The sequence below is a fragment of the Thermus sp. 2.9 genome (assembly GCF_000794385.1).
Taxonomy (GTDB): domain Bacteria; phylum Deinococcota; class Deinococci; order Deinococcales; family Thermaceae; genus Thermus; species Thermus thalpophilus.
Genome location: NZ_JTJB01000003.1, coordinates 18,506 through 37,649, shown reverse-complemented (window position 1 = coordinate 37,649; position 19,144 = coordinate 18,506). Strand labels below are relative to the sequence as shown.

22 protein-coding genes are annotated in these 19,144 nt (G+C 67.3%); 21 read left to right on the top strand and 1 reads right to left on the bottom strand.

Annotated elements, in window-relative coordinates; translation table 11 throughout:
- Nucleotides 1-78 precede the first annotated feature (78 nt).
- The 15 genes from QT17_RS01725 (at nucleotide 79) to QT17_RS01655 (ending at nucleotide 14,430) form a co-directional block, all read left to right on the top strand.
- Entirely contained in the window at nucleotides 79-438 is a 360-nt protein-coding gene (locus QT17_RS01725) for an NADH-quinone oxidoreductase subunit A (RefSeq protein WP_039455610.1), read from the top strand.
- The gene (locus tag QT17_RS01720; RefSeq protein ID WP_039455609.1) at nucleotides 429-974 is read left to right on the top strand and encodes an NADH-quinone oxidoreductase subunit B family protein; all 546 of its coding nucleotides are present in this window, start codon (nucleotides 429-431) and stop codon (nucleotides 972-974) included. Before QT17_RS01725 ends, QT17_RS01720 begins: the two co-directional genes overlap by 10 nt.
- A gap of 3 nt (nucleotides 975-977) precedes the next feature.
- Nucleotides 978-1,598 carry an NADH-quinone oxidoreductase subunit C gene (locus tag QT17_RS01715; protein WP_039455607.1) on the top strand — a complete coding sequence of 207 codons (621 nt, stop codon included), beginning with the start codon at nucleotides 978-980 and terminating at the stop codon, nucleotides 1,596-1,598.
- Nucleotides 1,595-2,812, top strand: a complete 1,218-nt coding sequence (gene nuoD / locus QT17_RS01710; protein ID WP_039455599.1) for an NADH dehydrogenase (quinone) subunit D — start codon at nucleotides 1,595-1,597, stop codon at nucleotides 2,810-2,812. The genes QT17_RS01715 and nuoD overlap by 4 nt, the downstream gene beginning before the upstream one ends.
- 9 nt (nucleotides 2,813-2,821) lie before the next feature.
- On the top strand, nucleotides 2,822-3,367 hold the full coding sequence (nuoE, locus tag QT17_RS01705) for an NADH-quinone oxidoreductase subunit NuoE (protein ID WP_039455598.1): 546 nt from the start codon (nucleotides 2,822-2,824) through the stop codon (nucleotides 3,365-3,367).
- Complete coding sequence (nuoF, locus tag QT17_RS01700) at nucleotides 3,364-4,680, top strand: NADH-quinone oxidoreductase subunit NuoF (protein WP_039455597.1); 1,317 nt, start codon at nucleotides 3,364-3,366, stop codon at nucleotides 4,678-4,680. Before nuoE ends, nuoF begins: the two co-directional genes overlap by 4 nt.
- Nucleotide 4,681: 1 nt before the next feature.
- Nucleotides 4,682-7,033, top strand: a complete 2,352-nt coding sequence (nuoG, locus tag QT17_RS01695; RefSeq protein WP_039455595.1) for an NADH-quinone oxidoreductase subunit NuoG — start codon at nucleotides 4,682-4,684, stop codon at nucleotides 7,031-7,033.
- A gap of 26 nt (nucleotides 7,034-7,059) precedes the next feature.
- Nucleotides 7,060-8,124 (top strand): NADH-quinone oxidoreductase subunit NuoH, encoded by a 1,065-nt coding sequence (gene nuoH / locus QT17_RS01690; protein WP_039456188.1) that lies wholly within the window; start codon nucleotides 7,060-7,062, stop codon nucleotides 8,122-8,124.
- Nucleotides 8,121-8,669: an NADH-quinone oxidoreductase subunit NuoI gene (nuoI, locus tag QT17_RS01685; RefSeq protein ID WP_039455593.1), complete on the top strand. Its 549-nt coding sequence runs from the start codon at nucleotides 8,121-8,123 to the stop codon at nucleotides 8,667-8,669. The genes nuoH and nuoI overlap by 4 nt, the downstream gene beginning before the upstream one ends.
- Nucleotides 8,666-9,199, top strand: a complete 534-nt coding sequence (locus QT17_RS01680) for an NADH-quinone oxidoreductase subunit J (RefSeq protein WP_039455592.1) — start codon at nucleotides 8,666-8,668, stop codon at nucleotides 9,197-9,199. Before nuoI ends, QT17_RS01680 begins: the two co-directional genes overlap by 4 nt.
- The gene (nuoK, locus tag QT17_RS01675; protein WP_039455591.1) at nucleotides 9,196-9,483 is read left to right on the top strand and encodes an NADH-quinone oxidoreductase subunit NuoK; all 288 of its coding nucleotides are present in this window, start codon (nucleotides 9,196-9,198) and stop codon (nucleotides 9,481-9,483) included. The genes QT17_RS01680 and nuoK overlap by 4 nt, the downstream gene beginning before the upstream one ends.
- Before the next feature lie 2 nt (nucleotides 9,484-9,485).
- Complete coding sequence (gene nuoL, locus QT17_RS01670) at nucleotides 9,486-11,306, top strand: NADH-quinone oxidoreductase subunit L (protein ID WP_039455589.1); 1,821 nt, start codon at nucleotides 9,486-9,488, stop codon at nucleotides 11,304-11,306.
- Nucleotides 11,300-12,709 (top strand): NuoM family protein, encoded by a 1,410-nt coding sequence (locus QT17_RS01665; RefSeq protein ID WP_039455588.1) that lies wholly within the window; start codon nucleotides 11,300-11,302, stop codon nucleotides 12,707-12,709. The genes nuoL and QT17_RS01665 overlap by 7 nt, the downstream gene beginning before the upstream one ends.
- Nucleotides 12,706-13,986 carry an NADH-quinone oxidoreductase subunit N gene (locus tag QT17_RS01660; RefSeq protein WP_039455586.1) on the top strand — a complete coding sequence of 427 codons (1,281 nt, stop codon included), beginning with the start codon at nucleotides 12,706-12,708 and terminating at the stop codon, nucleotides 13,984-13,986. The genes QT17_RS01665 and QT17_RS01660 overlap by 4 nt, the downstream gene beginning before the upstream one ends.
- A gap of 72 nt (nucleotides 13,987-14,058) precedes the next feature.
- Nucleotides 14,059-14,430 (top strand): hypothetical protein, encoded by a 372-nt coding sequence (locus QT17_RS01655; protein ID WP_039455584.1) that lies wholly within the window; start codon nucleotides 14,059-14,061, stop codon nucleotides 14,428-14,430.
- On the opposite strand, the gene rocF is transcribed toward QT17_RS01655, so the two are convergent.
- Nucleotides 14,427-15,302: an arginase gene (gene rocF / locus QT17_RS01650; protein WP_200883373.1), complete on the bottom strand. Its 876-nt coding sequence runs from the start codon at nucleotides 15,300-15,302 to the stop codon at nucleotides 14,427-14,429. The genes QT17_RS01655 and rocF overlap by 4 nt on opposite strands.
- 78 nt (nucleotides 15,303-15,380) lie before the next feature.
- On the opposite strand from rocF, the gene QT17_RS01645 reads away from it, so the two are divergent.
- The 6 genes from QT17_RS01645 (at nucleotide 15,381) to acpP (ending at nucleotide 19,140) form a co-directional block, all read left to right on the top strand.
- Nucleotides 15,381-15,917, top strand: coding sequence for a DUF177 domain-containing protein (locus QT17_RS01645; RefSeq protein ID WP_039455580.1), 537 nt, complete (start codon nucleotides 15,381-15,383; stop codon nucleotides 15,915-15,917).
- A 60-nt stretch (nucleotides 15,918-15,977) separates the two neighbouring features.
- On the top strand, nucleotides 15,978-16,160 hold the full coding sequence (rpmF, locus tag QT17_RS01640) for a 50S ribosomal protein L32 (RefSeq protein WP_015716502.1): 183 nt from the start codon (nucleotides 15,978-15,980) through the stop codon (nucleotides 16,158-16,160).
- A 91-nt stretch (nucleotides 16,161-16,251) separates the two neighbouring features.
- On the top strand, nucleotides 16,252-17,220 hold the full coding sequence (locus QT17_RS01635; RefSeq protein WP_039455577.1) for a beta-ketoacyl-ACP synthase III: 969 nt from the start codon (nucleotides 16,252-16,254) through the stop codon (nucleotides 17,218-17,220).
- The gene (gene fabD / locus QT17_RS01630) at nucleotides 17,220-18,137 is read left to right on the top strand and encodes an ACP S-malonyltransferase (RefSeq protein WP_039455576.1); all 918 of its coding nucleotides are present in this window, start codon (nucleotides 17,220-17,222) and stop codon (nucleotides 18,135-18,137) included. Before QT17_RS01635 ends, fabD begins: the two co-directional genes overlap by 1 nt.
- Entirely contained in the window at nucleotides 18,130-18,867 is a 738-nt protein-coding gene (gene fabG, locus QT17_RS01625; RefSeq protein ID WP_039455574.1) for a 3-oxoacyl-[acyl-carrier-protein] reductase, read from the top strand. The genes fabD and fabG overlap by 8 nt, the downstream gene beginning before the upstream one ends.
- Before the next feature lie 27 nt (nucleotides 18,868-18,894).
- Nucleotides 18,895-19,140 (top strand): acyl carrier protein, encoded by a 246-nt coding sequence (gene acpP / locus QT17_RS01620; RefSeq protein ID WP_039455572.1) that lies wholly within the window; start codon nucleotides 18,895-18,897, stop codon nucleotides 19,138-19,140.
- Nucleotides 19,141-19,144: the final 4 nt, after the last annotated feature.

Below are 19,144 nucleotides of genomic sequence, written 5' to 3'. Positions count from 1 at the left end.
GATGGGCGGGAAATGAGGCGGGGGCGTTTGGGGTTTTGGGTCCCCGCCTCGTGAAGAGATGCACGAAAGGAGGGGACCTTGGCGCCGATCGCGGAGTACGTGAACGTCCTCATCTATCTAGGGGTGGCCCTCTTCATCGGGGTGGCGGCCCTTGGGGTGGGGGCTCTTTTGGGCCCTAAGAAGCCGGGCAGGGCCAAGCTCATGCCCTACGAGTCGGGGAACGACCCCGCCGGGGAGGTGAAGCGCTTTCCCGTCCACTTCTACGTGGTGGCCATGCTCTTCATCCTCTTTGACGTGGAGGTGGCCTTCCTCTGGCCCTACGCCGTGAGCGCCGGAGGGCTTGGGCTTTATGGCTTCCTCGGGGTTTTGGCCTTCACCCTCCTCCTCTTCGTGGGCTTCCTCTACGAGTGGTGGAAGGGGGTGATGCGGTGGCATTGAAGGATTTGTTTGAGAAAGACGTGCAGGAGCTGGAAAGGGAGGGCATTCTCTTCACCACCCTGGAAAAGCTGGTGGCCTGGGGGCGGTCCAACTCCCTTTGGCCCGCCACCTTCGGCCTCGCCTGCTGCGCCATTGAGATGATGGCCTCCACCGACGCCCGCAACGACCTCTCCCGCTTCGGCAGCGAGGTCTTCCGGGCCAGCCCCCGCCAGGCGGACGTGATGATCGTGGCCGGGCGGCTGTCCAAGAAGATGGCCCCGGTGATGCGCCGGGTCTGGGAGCAGATGCCCGACCCCAAATGGGTGATCTCCATGGGCGCCTGCGCCAGCTCCGGGGGGATGTTCAACAACTACGCCATCGTGCAGAACGTGGACTCCGTGGTGCCCGTGGACGTGTACGTCCCCGGCTGCCCCCCGCGGCCCGAGGCCCTCATCTACGCCGTGATGCAACTCCAGAAGAAGGTGCGCGGCCAGGCCTACGACGAAAGGGGCCGGAAGCTTCCGCCCGTGGCCGCCTGGCAGCGGGCAAGGGGGTGAAGCGTGCGGCTTGAGCGTGTCCTGGAAGAAGCCCGGTCCAAGGGGTATGCCGTGGAGGAGAACGGCCTTGGCAACCTCTGGGTGGTCCTGCCCCGGGAGGCCTTCAAGGGGGAGATGGTCCATTACAAGGAGCTGGGCTTCAACTACCTGGCGGACATCGTGGGCCTGGACTACCTGGAGTACCCCGACCCCCGCCCCGAGCGCTTTGCCGTGGTCTACGAGCTGGTTTCCCTGCCGGGGTGGAAGGACGGGGACGGGAGCCGCTTCTTCGCCCGGGTCTACGTGCCGGAGAAGGACCCCAGGCTTCCCACGGTGACCGACCTCTGGGGGAGCGCCAACTTCTTGGAGCGGGAGGTTTACGACATGTTCGGCATCGTCTTTGAGGGGCACCCGGACCTGCGCAAGATCCTCACCCCGGAGGACCTCGAGGGCCATCCCTTGCGCAAGGACTTCCCCCTGGGGGAAACCCCCACCCTCTTCCGCGAGGGGCGCTTCATCGTGCCGAGCGAGTTCCGGGCCGCCATCACCGGCAAAAGCCCCGGCCTCACCCTCTACAAGGGGGGTAGCCGCAAGGGCTACCGGGCCCTTTGGGCCGACCTCACCAAGGCCAAGGAGGTCAAATGAAGGACTACCTGGACCCGGTGGAGACCCTGGAGGAGCCCAAAGAGCTCCGCACCGAGGTCATGACCCTGAACGTGGGCCCGCAACACCCCTCCACCCACGGGGTCTTGCGGGTGGTGGTGACGCTTTCGGGCGAGGAGGTCTTGGACCTCGTCCCCCACATCGGCTACCTCCACACCGGCTTTGAGAAGAACATGGAAAACCGGACGTATACGCAGGTGATCACGTATACGCCCCGGATGGACTACCTCCACTCCTTCGCCCACGACCTGGCCTACGCCCTGGCGGTGGAGAAGCTGGTGGGGGCGGTGGTGCCGCCCAGGGCCCAGACCATCCGCATCATCCTGAACGAGCTCTCCCGCCTGGCGAGCCACCTGGTCTTCCTGGGCACGGGGCTTTTGGACCTCGGGGCCCTCACCCCCTTCTTCTACGCCTTCCGCGAGCGGGAGACCATTTTGGACCTCTTTGAGTGGGTCACGGGCCAGCGCTTCCACCACAACTACATCCGCATCGGCGGGGTCAAGGAGGACCTGCCCGAGGAGTTCGTCCCCGAGCTCAAGAAGTTCCTCGAGGTCATGCCCCACCGCATTGACGAGTACGAGGCCCTCTTTGCCGAAAGCCCCATCTTCTACGAAAGGGCGCGGGGGGTAGGGGTGATTCCCCCGGAGGTTGCCATCAACCTCGGCCTCACCGGGGGGTCCTTGCGGGCGAGCGGGGTGAACTACGACGTGCGCAAGGCCTACCCCTACGCCGGGTACGAGACCTACCAGTTTGACGTGCCCTTGGGGGAACACGGGGACGTGTTTGACCGGATGATCATCCGCATCCGGGAGATGCGGGAGTCGGTGAAGATCATCCGGCAAGCCTTAGAGCGCTTGGAGCCGGGGCCCGTGCGCGACCCCAACCCCCAGATCACCCCGCCCCCCCGCCACCTCCTGGAGACCTCCATGGAGGCGGTGATCTACCACTTCAAGCACTACACCGAGGGCTTCCACCCCCCCAAGGGCGAGGTCTACGTGCCCACGGAGTCGGCCCGGGGGGAGCTCGGCTACTACATCGTCTCCGACGGGGGGAGCATGCCCTACCGGGTGAAGGTGCGGGCGCCGAGCTTCGTCAACCTGCAAAGCCTGCCCTACGCCGCCAAGGGCGAACAGGTGCCGGACATGGTGGCCATCATCGCCAGCCTGGACCCGGTCATGGGGGACGTGGACCGCTAAGGAGGGAAGATGGGGTTCTTTGACGACAAAGAGGACTTCCTAAGGGAAACCTTCGCCAAGTACCCGCCCGAGGGGCGGCGGGCCGCCATCATGCCCCTCCTGAGGCGGGTGCAGCAGGAGGAGGGCTGGATCCGGCCCGAGCGGATAGAGGAGATCGCCCGTCTGGTGGGCACCACCCCCACGGAGGTCATGGGGGTGGCGAGCTTCTACTCCTACTACCAGTTTGTGCCCACCGGCAAGTACCACCTCCAGGTCTGCGCCACGCTAAGCTGCAAGCTCGCCGGGGCAGACGAGCTTTGGGACCACCTCACCGAGGCGCTGGGCATCGGCCCCGGGGAGGTGACCCCGGACGGGCTTTTCAGCGTGCAGAAGGTGGAGTGCCTGGGAAGCTGCCACACCGCCCCCGTGATCCAGGTGAACGACGAGCCCTACGTGGAGTGCGTGACCCGGGCCAGGCTCCAGGCCCTTTTGGAGGGCTTAAGGGCGGGGAAGCGGCTTGAGGAGATCGCGCTTCCCGGCAGGTGCGGCCACCACGTGCACGAGGTGGAGGTATGACCGGGCCCATCGTTTCCGGAAAGGACCCTCGCTTTGAGAGGACCCTCTACGCCCACGTGGGCAAGGAGGGGAGCTGGACTTTGGACTACTACCTGAAGCACGGGGGGTACGAGACGGCCAAGCGGGTCCTCAAGGAAAAGACCCCGGACGAGGTCATAGAGGAGGTGAAGCGCTCGGGGCTTAGGGGCCGGGGCGGGGCGGGCTTCCCCACGGGGCTCAAGTGGAGCTTCATGCCCAAGGACGACGGCAAGCAGCACTACCTCATCTGCAACGCCGACGAGTCCGAGCCGGGGAGCTTCAAGGACCGCTACATCCTCGAGGACGTCCCGCACCTCCTCCTCGAGGGGATGATCCTGGCCGGCTACGCCATCCGGGCCACGGTGGGCTACATCTACGTGCGGGGGGAGTACCGGAAGGCGGCGGACCGCCTCGAGGCCGCCATCCAGGAGGCCAGGGCCCGGGGATACCTGGGGAAAAACCTCTTCGGCACGGACTTTTCCTTTGACGTCCACGTCCACCGGGGGGCGGGGGCCTACATCTGCGGGGAGGAGACCGCCCTCATGAACTCCCTGGAGGGCCTCCGGGCCAACCCCCGCCTCAAGCCCCCCTTCCCGGCGCAGGCGGGGCTTTGGGGAAAGCCCACCACCATCAACAACGTGGAGACCCTGGCCTCCGTGGTGCCCATCCTGGAACGGGGGGCGGACTGGTTCGCCCAGATGGGCACGGAGCAGTCCAAGGGGATGAAGCTCTACCAGATCTCCGGCCCCGTACGGCGGCCTGGGGTCTACGAGCTTCCCATGGGCACCACCTTGCGGGAGCTCATCTACGAGTGGGCGGGGGGGCCTTTGGAGCCCATCCAGGCCCTCATCCCCGGCGGGTCTTCCACCCCGCCCTTGCCCTTCACGGAGGAGGTCCTGGACACCCCCATGAGCTACGAGCACCTGCAGGCCAAGGGCTCCATGCTGGGCACCGGGGGGGTGATCCTCATCCCCGAGCGGGTGAGCATGGTGGACGCCATGTGGAACGTGACCCGCTTCTACGCCCACGAGTCCTGCGGCAAGTGCACCCCCTGCCGCGAGGGGGTGGCGGGGTTCATGGTGAACCTCTTCGCCAAAATCGGCACGGGGGAAGGGGAGGAGCAGGATGTGGAAACCCTGGAAGCCCTCCTCCCCCTCATTGAGGGCCGGAGCTTCTGCCCCTTGGCGGACGCCGCCGTCTGGCCGGTAAAAGGCTCCTTGAAGCACTTCAAGGACCAGTACCTGGCCCTGGCGCGGGAGAAGCGCCCCGTGCCCAGGCCGAGCCTCTGGAGGTGACATGGTCAGGGTCAAGGTCAACGACCGCGTGGTGGAAGTGCCCCCGGGGACGAGCGTCATGGACGCCGTCTTCCACGCCGGGTACGACGTTCCCCTCTTCTGCTCGGAAAAGCACCTCTCCCCCATCGGGGCCTGCCGCATGTGCCTGGTGCGCATCGGCCTGCCCAAGCGGGGCCCCGACGGGAAGCCCCTCTTGAACGAAAAGGGCGAGCCGGAGATCCAGTGGCAACCCAAGCTTGCGGCGAGCTGCGTCACCGCCGTGGCCGAGGGCATGGTGGTGGACACGCTCTCCGAGGTGGTGCGGGAGGCCCAGGCGGGGATGGTGGAGTTCACCCTCCTCAACCACCCCCTGGACTGCCCCACCTGCGACAAGGGCGGGGCCTGCGAGCTCCAGGACCGCACCGTGGAGTACGGGCTTTACGAGAAGTACTACCAGAAAAACCCCCTGGAGCTTCCCGTCTACACCCGCTTTGAGTTCACCCGCCGCCACGAGGACAAGCACCACCCCCTCTCCCCCTTCGTCATCCTGGACCGGGAGCGGTGCATCCACTGCAAGCGGTGCGTGCGCTACTTTGAGGAGATCCCGGGGGACGAGGTCCTGGACTTCATTGAGCGGGGGGTGCACACCTTCATCGGCACCCTGGACTTCGGCCTCCCCTCGGGCTTTTCCGGCAACATCACGGACATCTGCCCCGTGGGCGCCCTTCTGGACCTCACCGCCCGCTTCCGCGCCCGCAACTGGGAGATGGAGGAAACCCCCACCACCTGCGCCCTCTGCCCCGTGGGGTGCGGCATCACCGCGGACACCCGAAGCGGCGAGCTCCTACGGGTCCGGGCCCGGGAGGTCCCCGAGGTCAACGAGATCTGGCTCTGCGACGCCGGCCGCTTCGGCCACGAGTGGGCGGACACCCGCCGCCTCAAGACCCCCATGGTGCGGGAAGGTGGGCGGCTTCGGGAGGCCACCTGGGAGGAGGCCTTCCTCGCCCTAAAGGAGGGCCTGAAGGGGGCTAAGGGGGAGGAGGTGGGGCTTTACCTGGCGGGGGACGCCACCTTGGAGGAGGGCCTCCTGGCCGCCGCCCTGGCGGAGAGCCTCAAAACCCCCCACCTGGACTTCCAGGGCCGCACCGCCGCCCCGGCGAGCCTCTATCCCCCGGCCACCCTGGAAGACCTCCTCCGGGCCGACTTCGCCCTGGTCCTGGGCGACCCCACGGAGGAGGCCCCCATCCTCCACCTGCGCCTCTCCGAGTTCGTGCGGGACCTCAAGCCCCCCTACCGCTTTGCCCACGGCACCCCCTTCGCCGACCTGCAGATCAAGGAGCGGATGCTCCGCCGCACGGACAAGATGGCCCTCTTCGCCCCCTACCGCGCCCCTCTCATGCGCTGGGCGGCCATCCAGGAGGTCCACGCCCCCGGGGAGGAGCGGGAAATCCTCCTCGCCCTCCTGGGGGAGAAGGAGGGAGGCGAGGCGGTGCGGAAGGCCAAGGAGGCCTTTGAGCGGGCGGAGCGCCCCGTGCTCATCCTGGGGGCTGGGGTGCTTCAGGACACGGTGGCGGCGGAAAGGGCCAGGCTCCTCGCCGAGCGCAAGGGGGCCAAGGTCCTGGCCATGACCCCCGCCCCCAATGCCCGGGGCCTCGAGGCCATGGGGGTATGGCCCAAGGAGAAGGGGGCCGCCTGGGACGAGCCGGGGGCCCCTTACGCCTACTACGGCTTTGTCCCCCCCGAGGCGGCCCTAGAGGGAAAGCGCTTCGTGGTGATGCACCTCTCCCACCTCCACCCCCTGGCCGAGCGCCACGCCCACGTGATCCTGCCCGCCCCCACCTTCTACGAGAAGCGGGGCCACATCCTGAACCTGGAAGGCCGCGTCCTTCCCCTCTCCCCCGCCCCCATAGAAAACGGGGAGGCGGAAGGGGCTTTACAGGTCCTGGCCCTCCTGGCGGAGGCTTTGGGGGTGCGGCCGCCCTTCAGGCTCCACCTGGAGGCGGAGCGGGCCCTCAAGGCCAAGAAGGTGCCCGAGGCCATGGGGCTTTACGCCTTCCGCACCAAGGCGCTCAGGCCCAAGGAGGAAACGGGGAACCTCTACCTCCGACCCACCATGTGGAAGGCCTGGCAAAGGGAGGGCAAGGCCAAGGAGGCGGCCTCAGCGGAGCTTTGGGTCCACCCGGAAACGGCCCGCCTCGAGGCCCTGCCCGAAGGCGCCTTGGTGGAGGTGGAAACCCCCTTGGGACGGGAAGGGGCTCGGGTGGTCCACCGCCAAGACGTCCCCAAGGGCCTTTACTACCTCTCCGCCCTGGGCCCCTTCGCCGGCAGGCGCTTCCCGGCCCAGATCCTGGTCCCGGCAGGAGGTGAAGCGTGAACCCTTACCCCCTGGACCCCTACTGGATGGTGGCCCTGAAGGCGCTTTTGGTGGTGGTGGGCCTCCTCACCGCCTTTGCCTTCATGACCTTGATTGAGCGCAGGCTCCTCGCCCGCTTCCAGATCCGCATGGGCCCGAACCGCGTGGGGCCCTCCGGCCTCTTCCAGCCCATCGCCGACGCCATCAAGAGCATCTTCAAAGAGGACCTGGTGGTGGAGCGGGCCGACAAGGTCCTCTTCGTCCTCGCCCCTCTCCTCGGGGTGGTCTTCGCCCTCCTGGCCTTCGGGGCCATCCCCTTCGGCCCCCCGGGGAGCTTCTTCGGCTTCCAGCCTTGGGTGGTGAACCTGGACCTGGGGATCCTCTACCTCTTCGCCGTGAGCGAGATGGCCATCTACGGCATCTTCCTGGCGGGGTGGGCCTCGGGGAGCAAGTATAGCCTCCTGGGTTCCTTGCGCTCCTCCGCAAGCCTCATCTCCTACGAGCTCGGCCTCGGCATCGCCCTTCTCGCCCCGGTCCTCTTGGTGGGTAGCCTCAACCTCAACGACATCGTGAACTGGCAGAAGGAAAACGGCTGGCTCTTCCTCTACGCCTTTCCCGCCTTCTTGGTCTACGCCATCGCCGCCTTGGCCGAGGCCGCCCGCACCCCCTTTGACCTCCCCGAGGCGGAGCAGGAGCTGGTGGGGGGCTACCATACGGAGTACAGCTCCATCAAGTGGGCCCTTTTCCAGATGACGGAGTACATCCACTTCATCACCGCCAGCGCCCTCATCCCCACCCTCTTCCTGGGGGGCTGGACCATGCCCTTTTTCAACGTCCCCTACCTCTGGATGTTCCTCAAGATCGCCTTCTTCCTCTTCCTTTTCATCTGGATCCGGGCCACCTGGTTCCGCCTCCGCTACGACCAGCTTTTGCGCTTCGGCTGGGGGTTCCTGTTCCCCGTGGCCCTGGTCTGGTTCCTCATCACCGCCTTGGTGGTGGCCCTGGGCCTGCCCCGGGTGTACCTCGTCTACCTCTCCGGCCTGAGCTTCCTCGCCCTCCTCGGGGCGACGTTCTATAGCCCCAAGCCCGTCCGCAAAGGAGGTGGCGCATGACCTTAAAAGCCCTAGCGCAAAGCCTCGGCATCACCCTCAAGTACCTCTTCTCCAAGCCGGTGACCGTCCCCTACCCCGACGCCCCCGTGGCCCTCAAGCCCCGCTTCCACGGGCGGCACGTCCTCACCCGGCACCCCAACGGCCTGGAGAAGTGCATCGGCTGCTCCCTCTGCGCCGCCGCCTGCCCCGCCTACGCCATCTACGTGGAGCCCGCGGAGAACGACCCGGAAAACCCCGTTTCCGCCGGGGAGCGCTACGCCAAGGTCTACGAGATCAACATGCTCCGTTGCATCTTCTGCGGGCTCTGCGAGGAGGCCTGCCCCACGGGGGCCATCGTCCTGGGGTACGACTTTGAGATGGCGGACTACCAGTACTCCGACCTCATCTACGGCAAGGAGGACATGCTGGTGGACGTGGTGGGGACCAAACCCCAACGGCGCGAGGCCAAGATGACCGGGAAGGCGGTGAAGCCCGGCTACGTGGTGCCCTACGTGCGGCCCGAGCTGGAGGGCTTCAAGGCCCCCACGGAAGGAGGGAAAAAGTGAGCCCTTGGGAAGCTTTGGCCCTTCTTTTGCTCCTCGCCACCGGGCTCCTGGTGGTGACGCTAAGGAACGCCATCCACGCCGCCTTGGCCCTCATCGCCAACTTTTTGGTCCTGGCCGGGGTGTACGTGGCCCTAGACGCCCGCTTCCTCGGGTTCATCCAGATCATCGTCTACGCCGGGGCCATCGTGGTCCTCTTCCTCTTCGTCATCATGCTCCTCTTCGCCGCCCAGGGGGAGGTGGGCTTTGACCCCTTGGTGCGCTCCAAGCCCCTGGCGGCCCTCCTCTCCCTCGGGGTGGCGGGGGTCCTCCTCTCCGGGCTCTTGGGCCTGAAGCTCGCCTTCTCCCAAGACCTCCAAGGTGGGCTTCCCCAGGCCCTGGGGCCCCTCCTCTACGGTGACTGGCTCCTCGTCCTCCTCGCCGTGGGCTTCCTGCTCATGGCGGCCACGGTGGTGGCGGTGGCCTTGGTGCAGCCGAGCCGCCCCCTGGACGCCCTGCGCCCCGAGGAGCGCAAGGAGGAGGTGCTGCGATGAGTTACCTCTTCGCCTCGGCGCTGCTTTTCGCCCTGGGGGTCTACGGGGTCTTGACCCGCCGGACCGCCATCCTGGTCTTCCTCTCCATTGAGCTCATGCTGAACGCCGCCAACCTCTCCCTCATCGGCTTCGCCCGGGCCCACGGCCTCGAGGGCCAGGTGGCCGCCCTCATGGTCATCGCCATCGCTGCCGCGGAGGTGGCGGTTGGCCTAGGGCTCATCGTGGCCATCTTCCGCCACCGGGAAAGCACCGCGGTGGACGACCTGTCCGAGCTTAGGGGGTAAGCATGGCGCTCCTCACCACCATCCTCCTGCCCCTTCTGGGCTTCGCCCTCCTGGGGCTTTTCGGCAAAAGGATGCGGGAGCCCCTTCCCGGGGTCATCGCCTCCGCCCTGGTCCTCGCCTCCTTCCTCCTCGGGGTGGACCTCCTCCTGGGAGGCGGGGCCCGCTTTGAGGCGGAGTGGCTTCCCGGCATCCCCTTTAGCCTCCTCCTGGACCATCTCTCCGGCTTCATGCTCCTCATCGTCACCGGGGTGGGCTTCCTCATCCACGTCTACGCCATTGGCTACATGGCGGGCGACCCTGGGTATAGCCGCTTCTTCGCCTACTTCAACCTCTTCATCGCCATGATGCTCACCCTGGTCCTGGCGGATAGCTACCCGGTGATGTTCATCGGCTGGGAGGGCGTGGGCCTGGCGAGCTTCCTCCTCATCGGCTTCTGGTACCAGAACGCCCAGTACGCCGACTCCGCCCGCAAGGCCTTCATCGTGAACCGCATCGGCGACCTCGGCTTCCTCCTGGGCATGGCCATCCTCTGGGCCCTTTACGGTACGCTTTCCATTTCCGAGCTCAAGGAGGCCCTGGAAGGCCCCCTCAAGAACCCCTCCCTCCTGGCCCTGGCGGGGCTTTTCCTCTTCCTCGGCGCGGTGGGCAAAAGCGCCCAGGTGCCCCTCATGGTCTGGCTTCCCGACGCCATGGCCGGCCCCACCCCGGTTTCCGCCCTCATCCACGCCGCCACCATGGTGACCGCTGGGGTCTACCTCATCGCCCGGAGCTCCTTCCTCTATGGCGCCCTGCCCGAGGTTTCCTACACCATCGCCGTGGTCGGCCTCCTCACCGCCTTCTACGGGGCCCTTTCCGCCTTTGGGCAGACGGACATCAAGAAAATCGTGGCCTACTCCACCATTAGCCAGTTGGGCTACATGTTCCTGGCGGCCGGGGTGGGGGCTTACTGGGTGGCGCTCTTCCACGTCTTCACCCACGCCTTCTTCAAGGCCCTCCTCTTCCTGGCCTCGGGTAGCGTGATCCACGCCCTGGGCGGGGAGCAGGACGTGCGCAAGATGGGAGGGCTTTGGAAGCACCTGCCCCAAACCCGCTGGCACGGCCTCATCGGGGCCTTGGCCCTAGGTGGGCTTCCCCTTCTCTCCGGCTTCTGGTCCAAGGACGCCATCCTCACCGCCACCCTTACCTACCCCTTCGGCGGGGCGGGCTTCTACGTGGGGGCGCTATTGGTGGCGGTCCTCACCGCCATGTACGCCATGCGCTGGTTCGTCCTGGTCTTCCTGGGCGAGGAGCGGGGCCACCACCACCCCCACGAGGCCCCGCCCGTGATGCTCTGGCCCAACCACCTCCTAGCCTTGGGCTCGGTGCTTGCGGGCTACCTGGCCCTGCCCCACCCCTTGCCCAACCTGCTGGAGCCCTTCTTGAAGCCGGCCTTGGCGGAGGTGGAGGCCCACCACCTCTCCTTGGGAGCGGAGTGGGGGCTCATCGCCCTCTCCGCCCTTGTGGCCCTCCTTGGGCTTTGGCTCGGCTACACCTTCTTCCAACGACAGGCCTTCCCCGCCTGGTACCTGGCCTTTGAGCGGGCGAGCCGGGAGAGCTTCTACGTGGACCAGGCGTACAACGCCCTCCTGGTGAACCCCTTGAAAGCCCTGGCCGAGGCCCTCCTCCAGGGGGACTTGGGCCTCCTTAGGGGTTACTTCGGCCTGGGGGGCGCGGTGCGGGGTCTGGGGCAGAGCGTGGCCCGGCTCCAGGCGGGCTACCTTAGGGTCTACGCCCTCCTCTTCGTCTTGGGCGTGCTGGTCCTCTTGGGGGTGATGCGGTGGTAGTCTTGGCCATTCTTCTACCCATCCTCTTCGGGGCGCTCCTCCTCTTGGGGGCCCCCCGGGCGCTGGGCGTCCTTGGGGCTTTGGCCTCCTTCCTCCTCAACCTGGGGCTCTTTTTGGCCCACCGGGGGAGCGAAACCTTCGCCGTCCAGCTGCCCCTGGTGCCCCAGGCCGGGGTCTACTGGGCCTTCGCCCTGGACGGGCTTTCCGCCCTTTTCTTCCTCACGGTGGGCCTCACGGTGCTCCTCGGGGCCCTGGTGGCCCGGGCGGAAGGCCGCTTCCTGGGCCTCGCCCTCTTCATGGAGGGGCTCCTTTTGGGGCTCTTTGCCGCCCGGGACCTCCTCGTCTTCTACCTCTTCTTTGAGGCGGCCTTGATCCCCGCCCTCCTCATGCTCCTCTTCTACGGGGGGGAGGGGCGGCTTAGGGCCATCTACACCTTCCTCCTCTTCACCCTGGCGGGCTCCTTGCCCATGCTGGCCGCCATCCTGGCGGTGAAGGCCCTGGGGGGAAGCCCCACCTTCCTCCTCGAGGACCTCCTGGCCCACCCGGTGCGGGGCGAGGCCGCCTTCTGGGTCTTCCTCGGCTTCGCCCTGGCCTTCGCCATCAAAACGCCCCTCTTCCCGGTGCACGCCTGGCTTCCCCTCTTCCACCGGGAAAACCACCCCGCAGGCCTGGCGGACGCCATGGGCACCCTGTACAAGGTGGGGGTCTTCGCCTTCTTCCGCTACGCCATCCCCCTGGCCCCCGAAGGCTTTGCCGAGCTCCAGGGGCTTCTCCTCTTCCTGGCGGCCCTTTCCGCGATCTACGGGGCCTGGGTGGCCTTCTCCGCCCCCGACTTCAAAACCCTCCTGGCCTACGCCGGGGTTTCCCACATGGGGGTGGCGGCCTTGGGCGTCTTCTCCGGCACCCCAGAGGGCGCCTTGGGGGGGCTCTACCTTCTTGCGGCAAGCGGCGTCTACACCGGGGGGCTTTTCCTCCTGGCGGGGAGGCTTTACGAGCGGCTTCAGACCTTGGAGATCGGGCGCTACCGGGGCCTCTCCCATAGCGCCCCGGGGCTTGCCGCCTTGGCCCTTTTCCTCTTCCTCGCCATGGTGGGGCTCCCGGGGCTTGCCGGGTTCCCGGGGGAGCTTTTGACCCTCCTTGGGGCCTACAAGGCGAGCCCATGGCTTGCCGGCTTCGCCTTCCTCTCGGTAATCGCCTCCGCCGCCTACGCCCTCACCGCCTTCCAGAAGACCTTCTGGGAAGAGGAGGGGAGGAAGGTGGCCGACCTTAGGGGCGAGGAGTGGCCCTTCGCCGCCTTGGCGGTGCTGGCCCTGGTGGCCTTGGGGGTCTTCCCCGGCTTCTTCCTCCACGGCCTAGAACCCTTGGCGGAGGCCTTCGCCCGCATCCTCGGAGGTGGCGCATGACGCTCTTGGTCCTTGCGGCGGTTTCCGTGGTCCTCACCCTCCTCGGCTTCTTCGTTTCCGTGCCCGCCTTCAAGCGGCTCACCATCCTGGGGCTTTCCCTGGGGCTCCTCGCCCTTTTCGCCACCTGGGGAAGGCCGGAGGCCTTTGGGCCTTACCAGGTGGACGGCGTTTCCCGGGTTTTCACCCTCCTCGCCCTCCTGGGAGCGCTTTGGACGGTGGGGCTGGTGCGCACGCGGCGCTTTGAGTTCTACCTCCTCGTGCTCTACGCCGCCACGGGGATGCACCTCCTCGCCTCCACCAAGCACCTGGTGCTGATGCTGGTGGCCTTGGAAGCCCTCTCCTTGCCCCTTTACGCCCTGGCCACCTGGCGGCGGGGGGCGGGCCTCGAGGCCGCCCTCAAATACTTCCTCCTCGGGGCCTTGGCCGCCGCCTTCTTCCTCTACGGCACCGCCCTCTTCTACGGGGCCACGGGGAGCCTGCTGGCGGGCACCCCGGGGGAAGGCCCCCTCTACGCCCTGGCGGTGGGGCTTTTGTTGGTGGGCCTGGGCTTTAAGGTGGCCCTGGCGCCCTTCCACTTCTGGACCCCCGACGTCTACCAGGGTAGCCCCACCCCGGTGGTGCTCTTCATGGCCACGGGGGTGAAGGCGGCGGCCTTCGCCGCCCTCCTGAGGGTGGTGGCCCCGGCTTCCCTCGAGGCCCTCCCCCTCCTCATCGCCCTCTCCGTCCTCCTGGGGAACCTGGCCGCTTTAAGCCAAAAGGAGGCCAAGCGGCTTCTCGCCTACTCCTCCATCGCCCACGCCGGGTACATGGCCCTCGCCCTTTACACCGGAAACGCCCAGGCCCTCGGCTTCTACCTCCTCACCTACGTCCTGGCCACGGGCCTGGCCTTCGCCGTGCTCTCCGAGGTCTCCCCGGACCAGGTACCCCTAGAAAGCCTCAAGGGCCTCTTCCACAAGGACCCCCTTTTGGGCCTTGGCCTCTTCGTGGCCGCCCTTTCCCTCCTGGGTCTACCCCCCTTGGCGGGGTTCTGGGGCAAGTACCTGGTCTTCACCGAGGCGGCCCGGGCGGGGCAGTGGGGACTACTGGTCCTCGCCCTCCTCACCAGCGCCGTGAGCGCCTACTACTACCTGGGCCTGGCCCTGGCGGTGTTCCAAAAGGGCGAGGCGATGGCCGCCCCCAGGCCCCTCGCCCGGAGCGTGGCCTTCTTGGTGGCCCTTTTCCTCCTCCTCCTGGGCCTCTTCCCGGGAAGCCTCCTCCCAGCCCTGGCGGCGGGCTAGGCCTGCTTCCCCACAAGGGGGGCTTTGGCCCCCCTTGTGCGCTTTTCCCGGCCTAGGTAGAGTGAGGGCAAAGTGGAAGACCCCTTGGCCCCCGAGCTTTTGGAGAAGGACCCCTTGGCCTGGGTGCGGCTCCAGGCCCAAAGCCTGCCCAAGGCCACCCGGGGGGCGTGGCTATTGGGGGTGGCGAGCGGCTTCCTCTGGCCCGAGGCCCCGCCGCCCAAGGACCTCTCCGCCTTTTTCCGACGCATGGAAGGGGCGTGGCGGGAGGCGGAAGCCTACTTTTGGGACACGGGCTTGGACTTCCCGGTCTTGGTGAGCGAGTGGGCGAGGAGCGCCCTCGAGCCCCTCCTCTACCGCAAACGCCGCCCGGGCTACGCCCGCCTGCGCCAGGCCTTCCTCCAGGGAAGCCGCCTAGGGGAAGCCCTAAGGGCCAAAACCCCCTAAAGGATCCGCTTCCCCAAAAGGCTTAAGGCCAAGCCCACCATCATCTCCGCGGTGCGGTTCCGCTCGTCCAGGATGGGGTTCACCTCCACCAGGTCTAAGCTCCTCACCCGCCCCGACTGGGCCAGGATTTCCATGAGGAGGTGGGCCTCCCGGTAGCTAAGCCCTCCCGGCACCGGGGTGCCCACCCCGGGGGCCAGGGTGGGGTCCAGGACATCGGCGTCCAGGGAGACGTGGAGGGGGAGACCTTCCAGGTAGGCGAGGGCCTCCTCGGCGATGCGGGCGACGCCCAGGCGGTCCACCTCGTGCATGGTGTAGACCTTGACCCCCATCTCCTTTAGGAGGCGCTTCTCCCCTGGGTCCAGGCTCCGCACCCCAACGAGGACCACGTCCTTGGGGTCCACCGCCCGGAAGGCCTCCGTGAGCCGGGGGTGGCCGAGCCCGGCCAGCACCGCCAAGGGCATGCCGTGGATGTTCCCCGAGGGACTTGTTTCCGGGGTGTTGAAGTCGGCGTGGGCGTCCACCCAGATCACCCCAATGCGCTTTCGGGCCACTCCGGACACCGAGCCCATGGAAAGGGAGTGGTCCCCGCCCAAGACGATGGGGAAGACCCCCTCGGGCAAGGCGCGAAGCCGCTCCTTTAGCTCCAGGGCCGCTTGGCGGATCTCCTCCAGGTAGGACCCCTTCCGCCCCCTAAGGGTTTCCGCCAAGGGCACCCGGACGTTCCCCAGGTCCTCCACCCCAAAGCCCAAGGCCTCCAGCTCCTCCAGAAGCCGGGCGTAGCGCAGGGCGGAGGGCCCCATGTCCACCCCGCGCCGCCCCGCTCCCAGGTCCATGGGCACCCCGACCACCGCTACCCGCTCCATGGGGGGCATGGTAGCAGAAAGCCCTATGCGTTGCCCGGGAAGTTTATGCCCTAGGAAATCCACCCAAGGCGCGCTATACTTGTAAGGATGGAACAGCGCGAGGTGACCAGCATCAACCTAGCCCGCCTTTTGAAGGAAGGAGGCACGGCCCGGGCCACGGGCGTGGTGCGGGAGGCCTTCCTTGTGGGCGAGGAGCGCTTCCCCTTGGAGGGCGAGGCCACCTGGAAGGTGGCGGTTTCCGCCGTGGGCGGGCCGGAGTACTGGCTTTCCGGGGAGGTGGAGGGAGTGGTCCTCATGGAGTGCCGCCGCTGCCTCAAACCCACCCCCACTCACGTCCACGCCCATTTCCAGCACATGCTCCGCTACCAGGAGGGCCTCAAGGAAGTGGTCTTCCACGAGGAGGAGGAAGACGAGTACTACGCCTTTGGGCTTCCCGACCTGGACCTCCTCCCCTTCCTCACCGAGGCCTTCGTGACGGAGATGCCCTACACCGTCCTCTGCGAGGAGGGGTGCAAGGGGCTTTGCCCGGTGTGCGGGGCCGACCGCAACCTGGTGGACTGCGGCCACGAGGTGGGGCTTTCCCACCCCTTCACTGGGCTTAAGGACCTCCTTCCCGAACTCTAGCGGGTCTGCTATACTACCAGGGGTTTAGCGGGGGCCAAGGCCCCCCACGGAGGATTGGAGATGGCCAAGCACCCGGTACCCAAGAAGAAGACCTCCAAGGCGCGGCGCGACGCCCGCAGGAGCCACCACGCCCTGACCCCCCCGACCCTGGTCCCCTGCCCCGAGTGCAAGGCGATGAAGCCCCCGCACACCGTCTGCCCGGAGTGCGGCTACTACGACGGGCGCAAGGTCCTGGAGGTTTAGATCCCGTTCACGTCCATAGCCCCGGCCTCCCCGGGGCCTCAACTTTTTTCATGGGCGCGGGTATAGTAAGGCCCATGACGGGAGGTCCGGCATGAGCGGCATCCTGGCCTTAGGGGCGTACGCGCCCCAAAGGGTCATGAAAAACGAGGAGTTTGAGGCCTACCTGGACACCTCGGACGAGTGGATCGTCACCCGCACGGGGATCCGGGAGCGGCGCATCGCCGCGGAGGACGAGTACACCTCGGACCTGGCGTTTAAGGCGGTGGAGGACCTCCTCGCCCGCCACCCGGGGGCCCTGGAAGGGGTGGACGGGGTCATCGTGGCCACCAACACCCCGGACGCCCTTTTCCCCGACACCGCCGCCTTGGTCCAGGCCCGCTTCGGCCTGAACGCCTTCGCCTACGACCTCCTGGCGGGCTGCCCGGGGTGGGTCTACGGACTGGCCCAGGCCCACGCCCTGGTGGAGGCGGGCCTGGCCCGCAAGGTTCTGGTGGTGGGGGCCGAGGCCCTTTCCAAGATCCTGGACTGGAACGACCGGGCCACCGCCGTCCTCTTCGGGGACGCCGGGGGAGCGGCGGTGGTGGGGAAGGTGCGGGAGGGCTTCGGCTTTAAATCCTTCGTCCTGGGGGCGGACGGCTCGGGGGCCAAGGAGCTCTTCCACGCCTGCGTGGCCCCCCGGCTTCCCGACGGCACCTCCATGCGGAACCGCCTGTACATGAACGGGCGGGAGGTCTTCAAGTTCGCCGTGCGGGTGATGAACACCGCCACCCTCGAGGCCATAGAAAAGGCCGGCCTCACCCCCGAGGACATCAAGGTCTTCGTCCCGCACCAAGCCAACCTGCGCATCATTGACGCCGCCCGGGAGCGGCTCGGCCTCCCCTGGGAGCGGGTGGTGGTGAACGTGGACCGCTACGGCAACACCTCCACCGCCTCCATCCCCCTGGCCCTGAAGGAGGCGGTGGACGCCGGGCGCATCCGGGAAGGGGACCACGTCCTCTTGGTTTCCTTCGGCGCCGGCCTCACCTGGGCGGCGGCGGTCCTCACTTGGGGAGGTGCCTGATGAAAGCCGCCCTCTTCCCCGGCCAGGGCTCCCATAAGGTGGGGATGGGGAAAGCCCTCTACGAGGCCTTCCCCGAGGCCAAGGAGGTCCTGGACCGGGCCGAGGCGGCGCTGCCGGGCCTCCTCCGGCTCATGTGGGAAGGCCCTGAGGAGGCCCTCACCCTCACGGAAAACCAGCAGCCCGCCCTCCTGGCCGTGGGCTACGCCGCCTACCGCGCCTACCTGGGACAAGGGGGGAAGCCCCCGGCCCTGGCCGCGGGGCACTCCTTGGGGGAGTGGACGGCCCACGTGGCCGCGGGGACCCTGGAGCTGGAGGACGCCCTGAGGCTTGTGCGCCTACGGGGGCGGTACATGCAGGAGGCGGTGCCCAAAGGCCAGGGGGCCATGGCCGCCATCCTGAAGCTTCCCCTGGCGGAGATCCAAGCCGCCCTGGAAGGGCTAGAGGGGGTGGAGATCGCCAACCTCAACGCCCCCGAGCAGACGGTGATCTCGGGGCGGAAGGAAGCGGTGGAGCGGGCGGCGGAAAGGCTTAAGGCCCTCCGGGCCCGCGTGGTCTACTTGCCCGTTTCCGCCCCCTTCCACTCCTCCCTCATGGCCCCCGCCAAGGAGCGGCTCGCCCGGGACCTGGCAGGAATCCCCTTCCGCAAACCCCTTTTCCCCGTTTACTCCAACGTCACCGCAAAGCCGGAGGAGGACCCCGAGGCCATCCGGCACCTCCTCCTGGAGCAGATCACCGCCCCGGTGCGCTGGGTGGAGATCCTAATGGACATGGAAAGGCGGGGCGTGCGGCGCTTTTTGGAGTTCGGGAGCGGGGAGGTCCTGAAGGGCCTCGTAGCCCGCACCCTAGAGGGTGTGGAGGCCCTTTCCGTTACCGATCCGGAAAGCTTAAGGAAGGCTTTGGAGGTGCAGGATGCGTAGAGCGCTCGTCACCGGAGCCAGCCGGGGCATCGGCCGGGCCATCGCCCTTCGCCTGGCCCAGGAGGGCTTTGCCCTGGCCATCCACTACGGGCAAAACCGCGAGAGGGCGGAGGAAGTGGCGGAAGAAGCCCGCCGCTTGGGAAGCCCCTTGGTGGGGATCCTGGGGGCGAACCTCTTGGAGGCGGAGGCGGCCACCGCCCTCGTCCACCAGGCGGCGGAGCTTTTAGGAGGGCTAGACACCCTGGTGAACAACGCCGGCATCACCCGGGACACCCTCCTCGTGCGCATGAAGGACGAGGACTGGGAGCTGGTTTTGGAGGCCAACCTCTCCGCCGTCTTCCGCACCACCCGCGAGGCCATCAAGCTCATGATGAAGGCCCGCTTCGGGCGCATCGTGAACATCACCAGCGTGGTGGGGCTTTTGGGCAACCCGGGCCAGGCCAACTACGTGGCCTCCAAGGCGGGGCTCATCGGCTTCACCCGGGCCGTGGCCAAGGAGTACGCCCAAAGGGGCATCACGGTGAACGCCGTGGCCCCGGGGTTCATTGAGACGGAGATGACGGAAAGGCTCCCCCAAGAGGTGCGGGAAGCCTACCTCAAGCAGATCCCCGCCGGGCGCTTCGGCCGGCCCGAGGACGTGGCCGAGGCGGTGGCCTTCTTGGTGAGCGAAGGGGCGGGCTACATCACCGGCCAGACCCTTTGCGTGGACGGGGGGCTTACCCCCCACTAGGTGGTAAAATCCCCCAGGGAGGTTTTCATGACGGAGCAGGAAATCTTTGAAAAGGTCAAGGCGGTTATCGCGGACAAGCTCCAGGTGGAGCCGGAGAAGATCACCCTCGAGGCCCGCTTCATTGAGGACCTGGGCGCGGACTCCCTGGACACCGTGGAGCTCATCATGGGCCTGGAGGACGAGTTCGGCTTGGAGATTTCCGACGAGGAGGCGGAGAAGATCCGCACCGTGAAGGACGCGGTGGCCTACATCAAGGGCAAGCTAGGGGCTTAAGGGG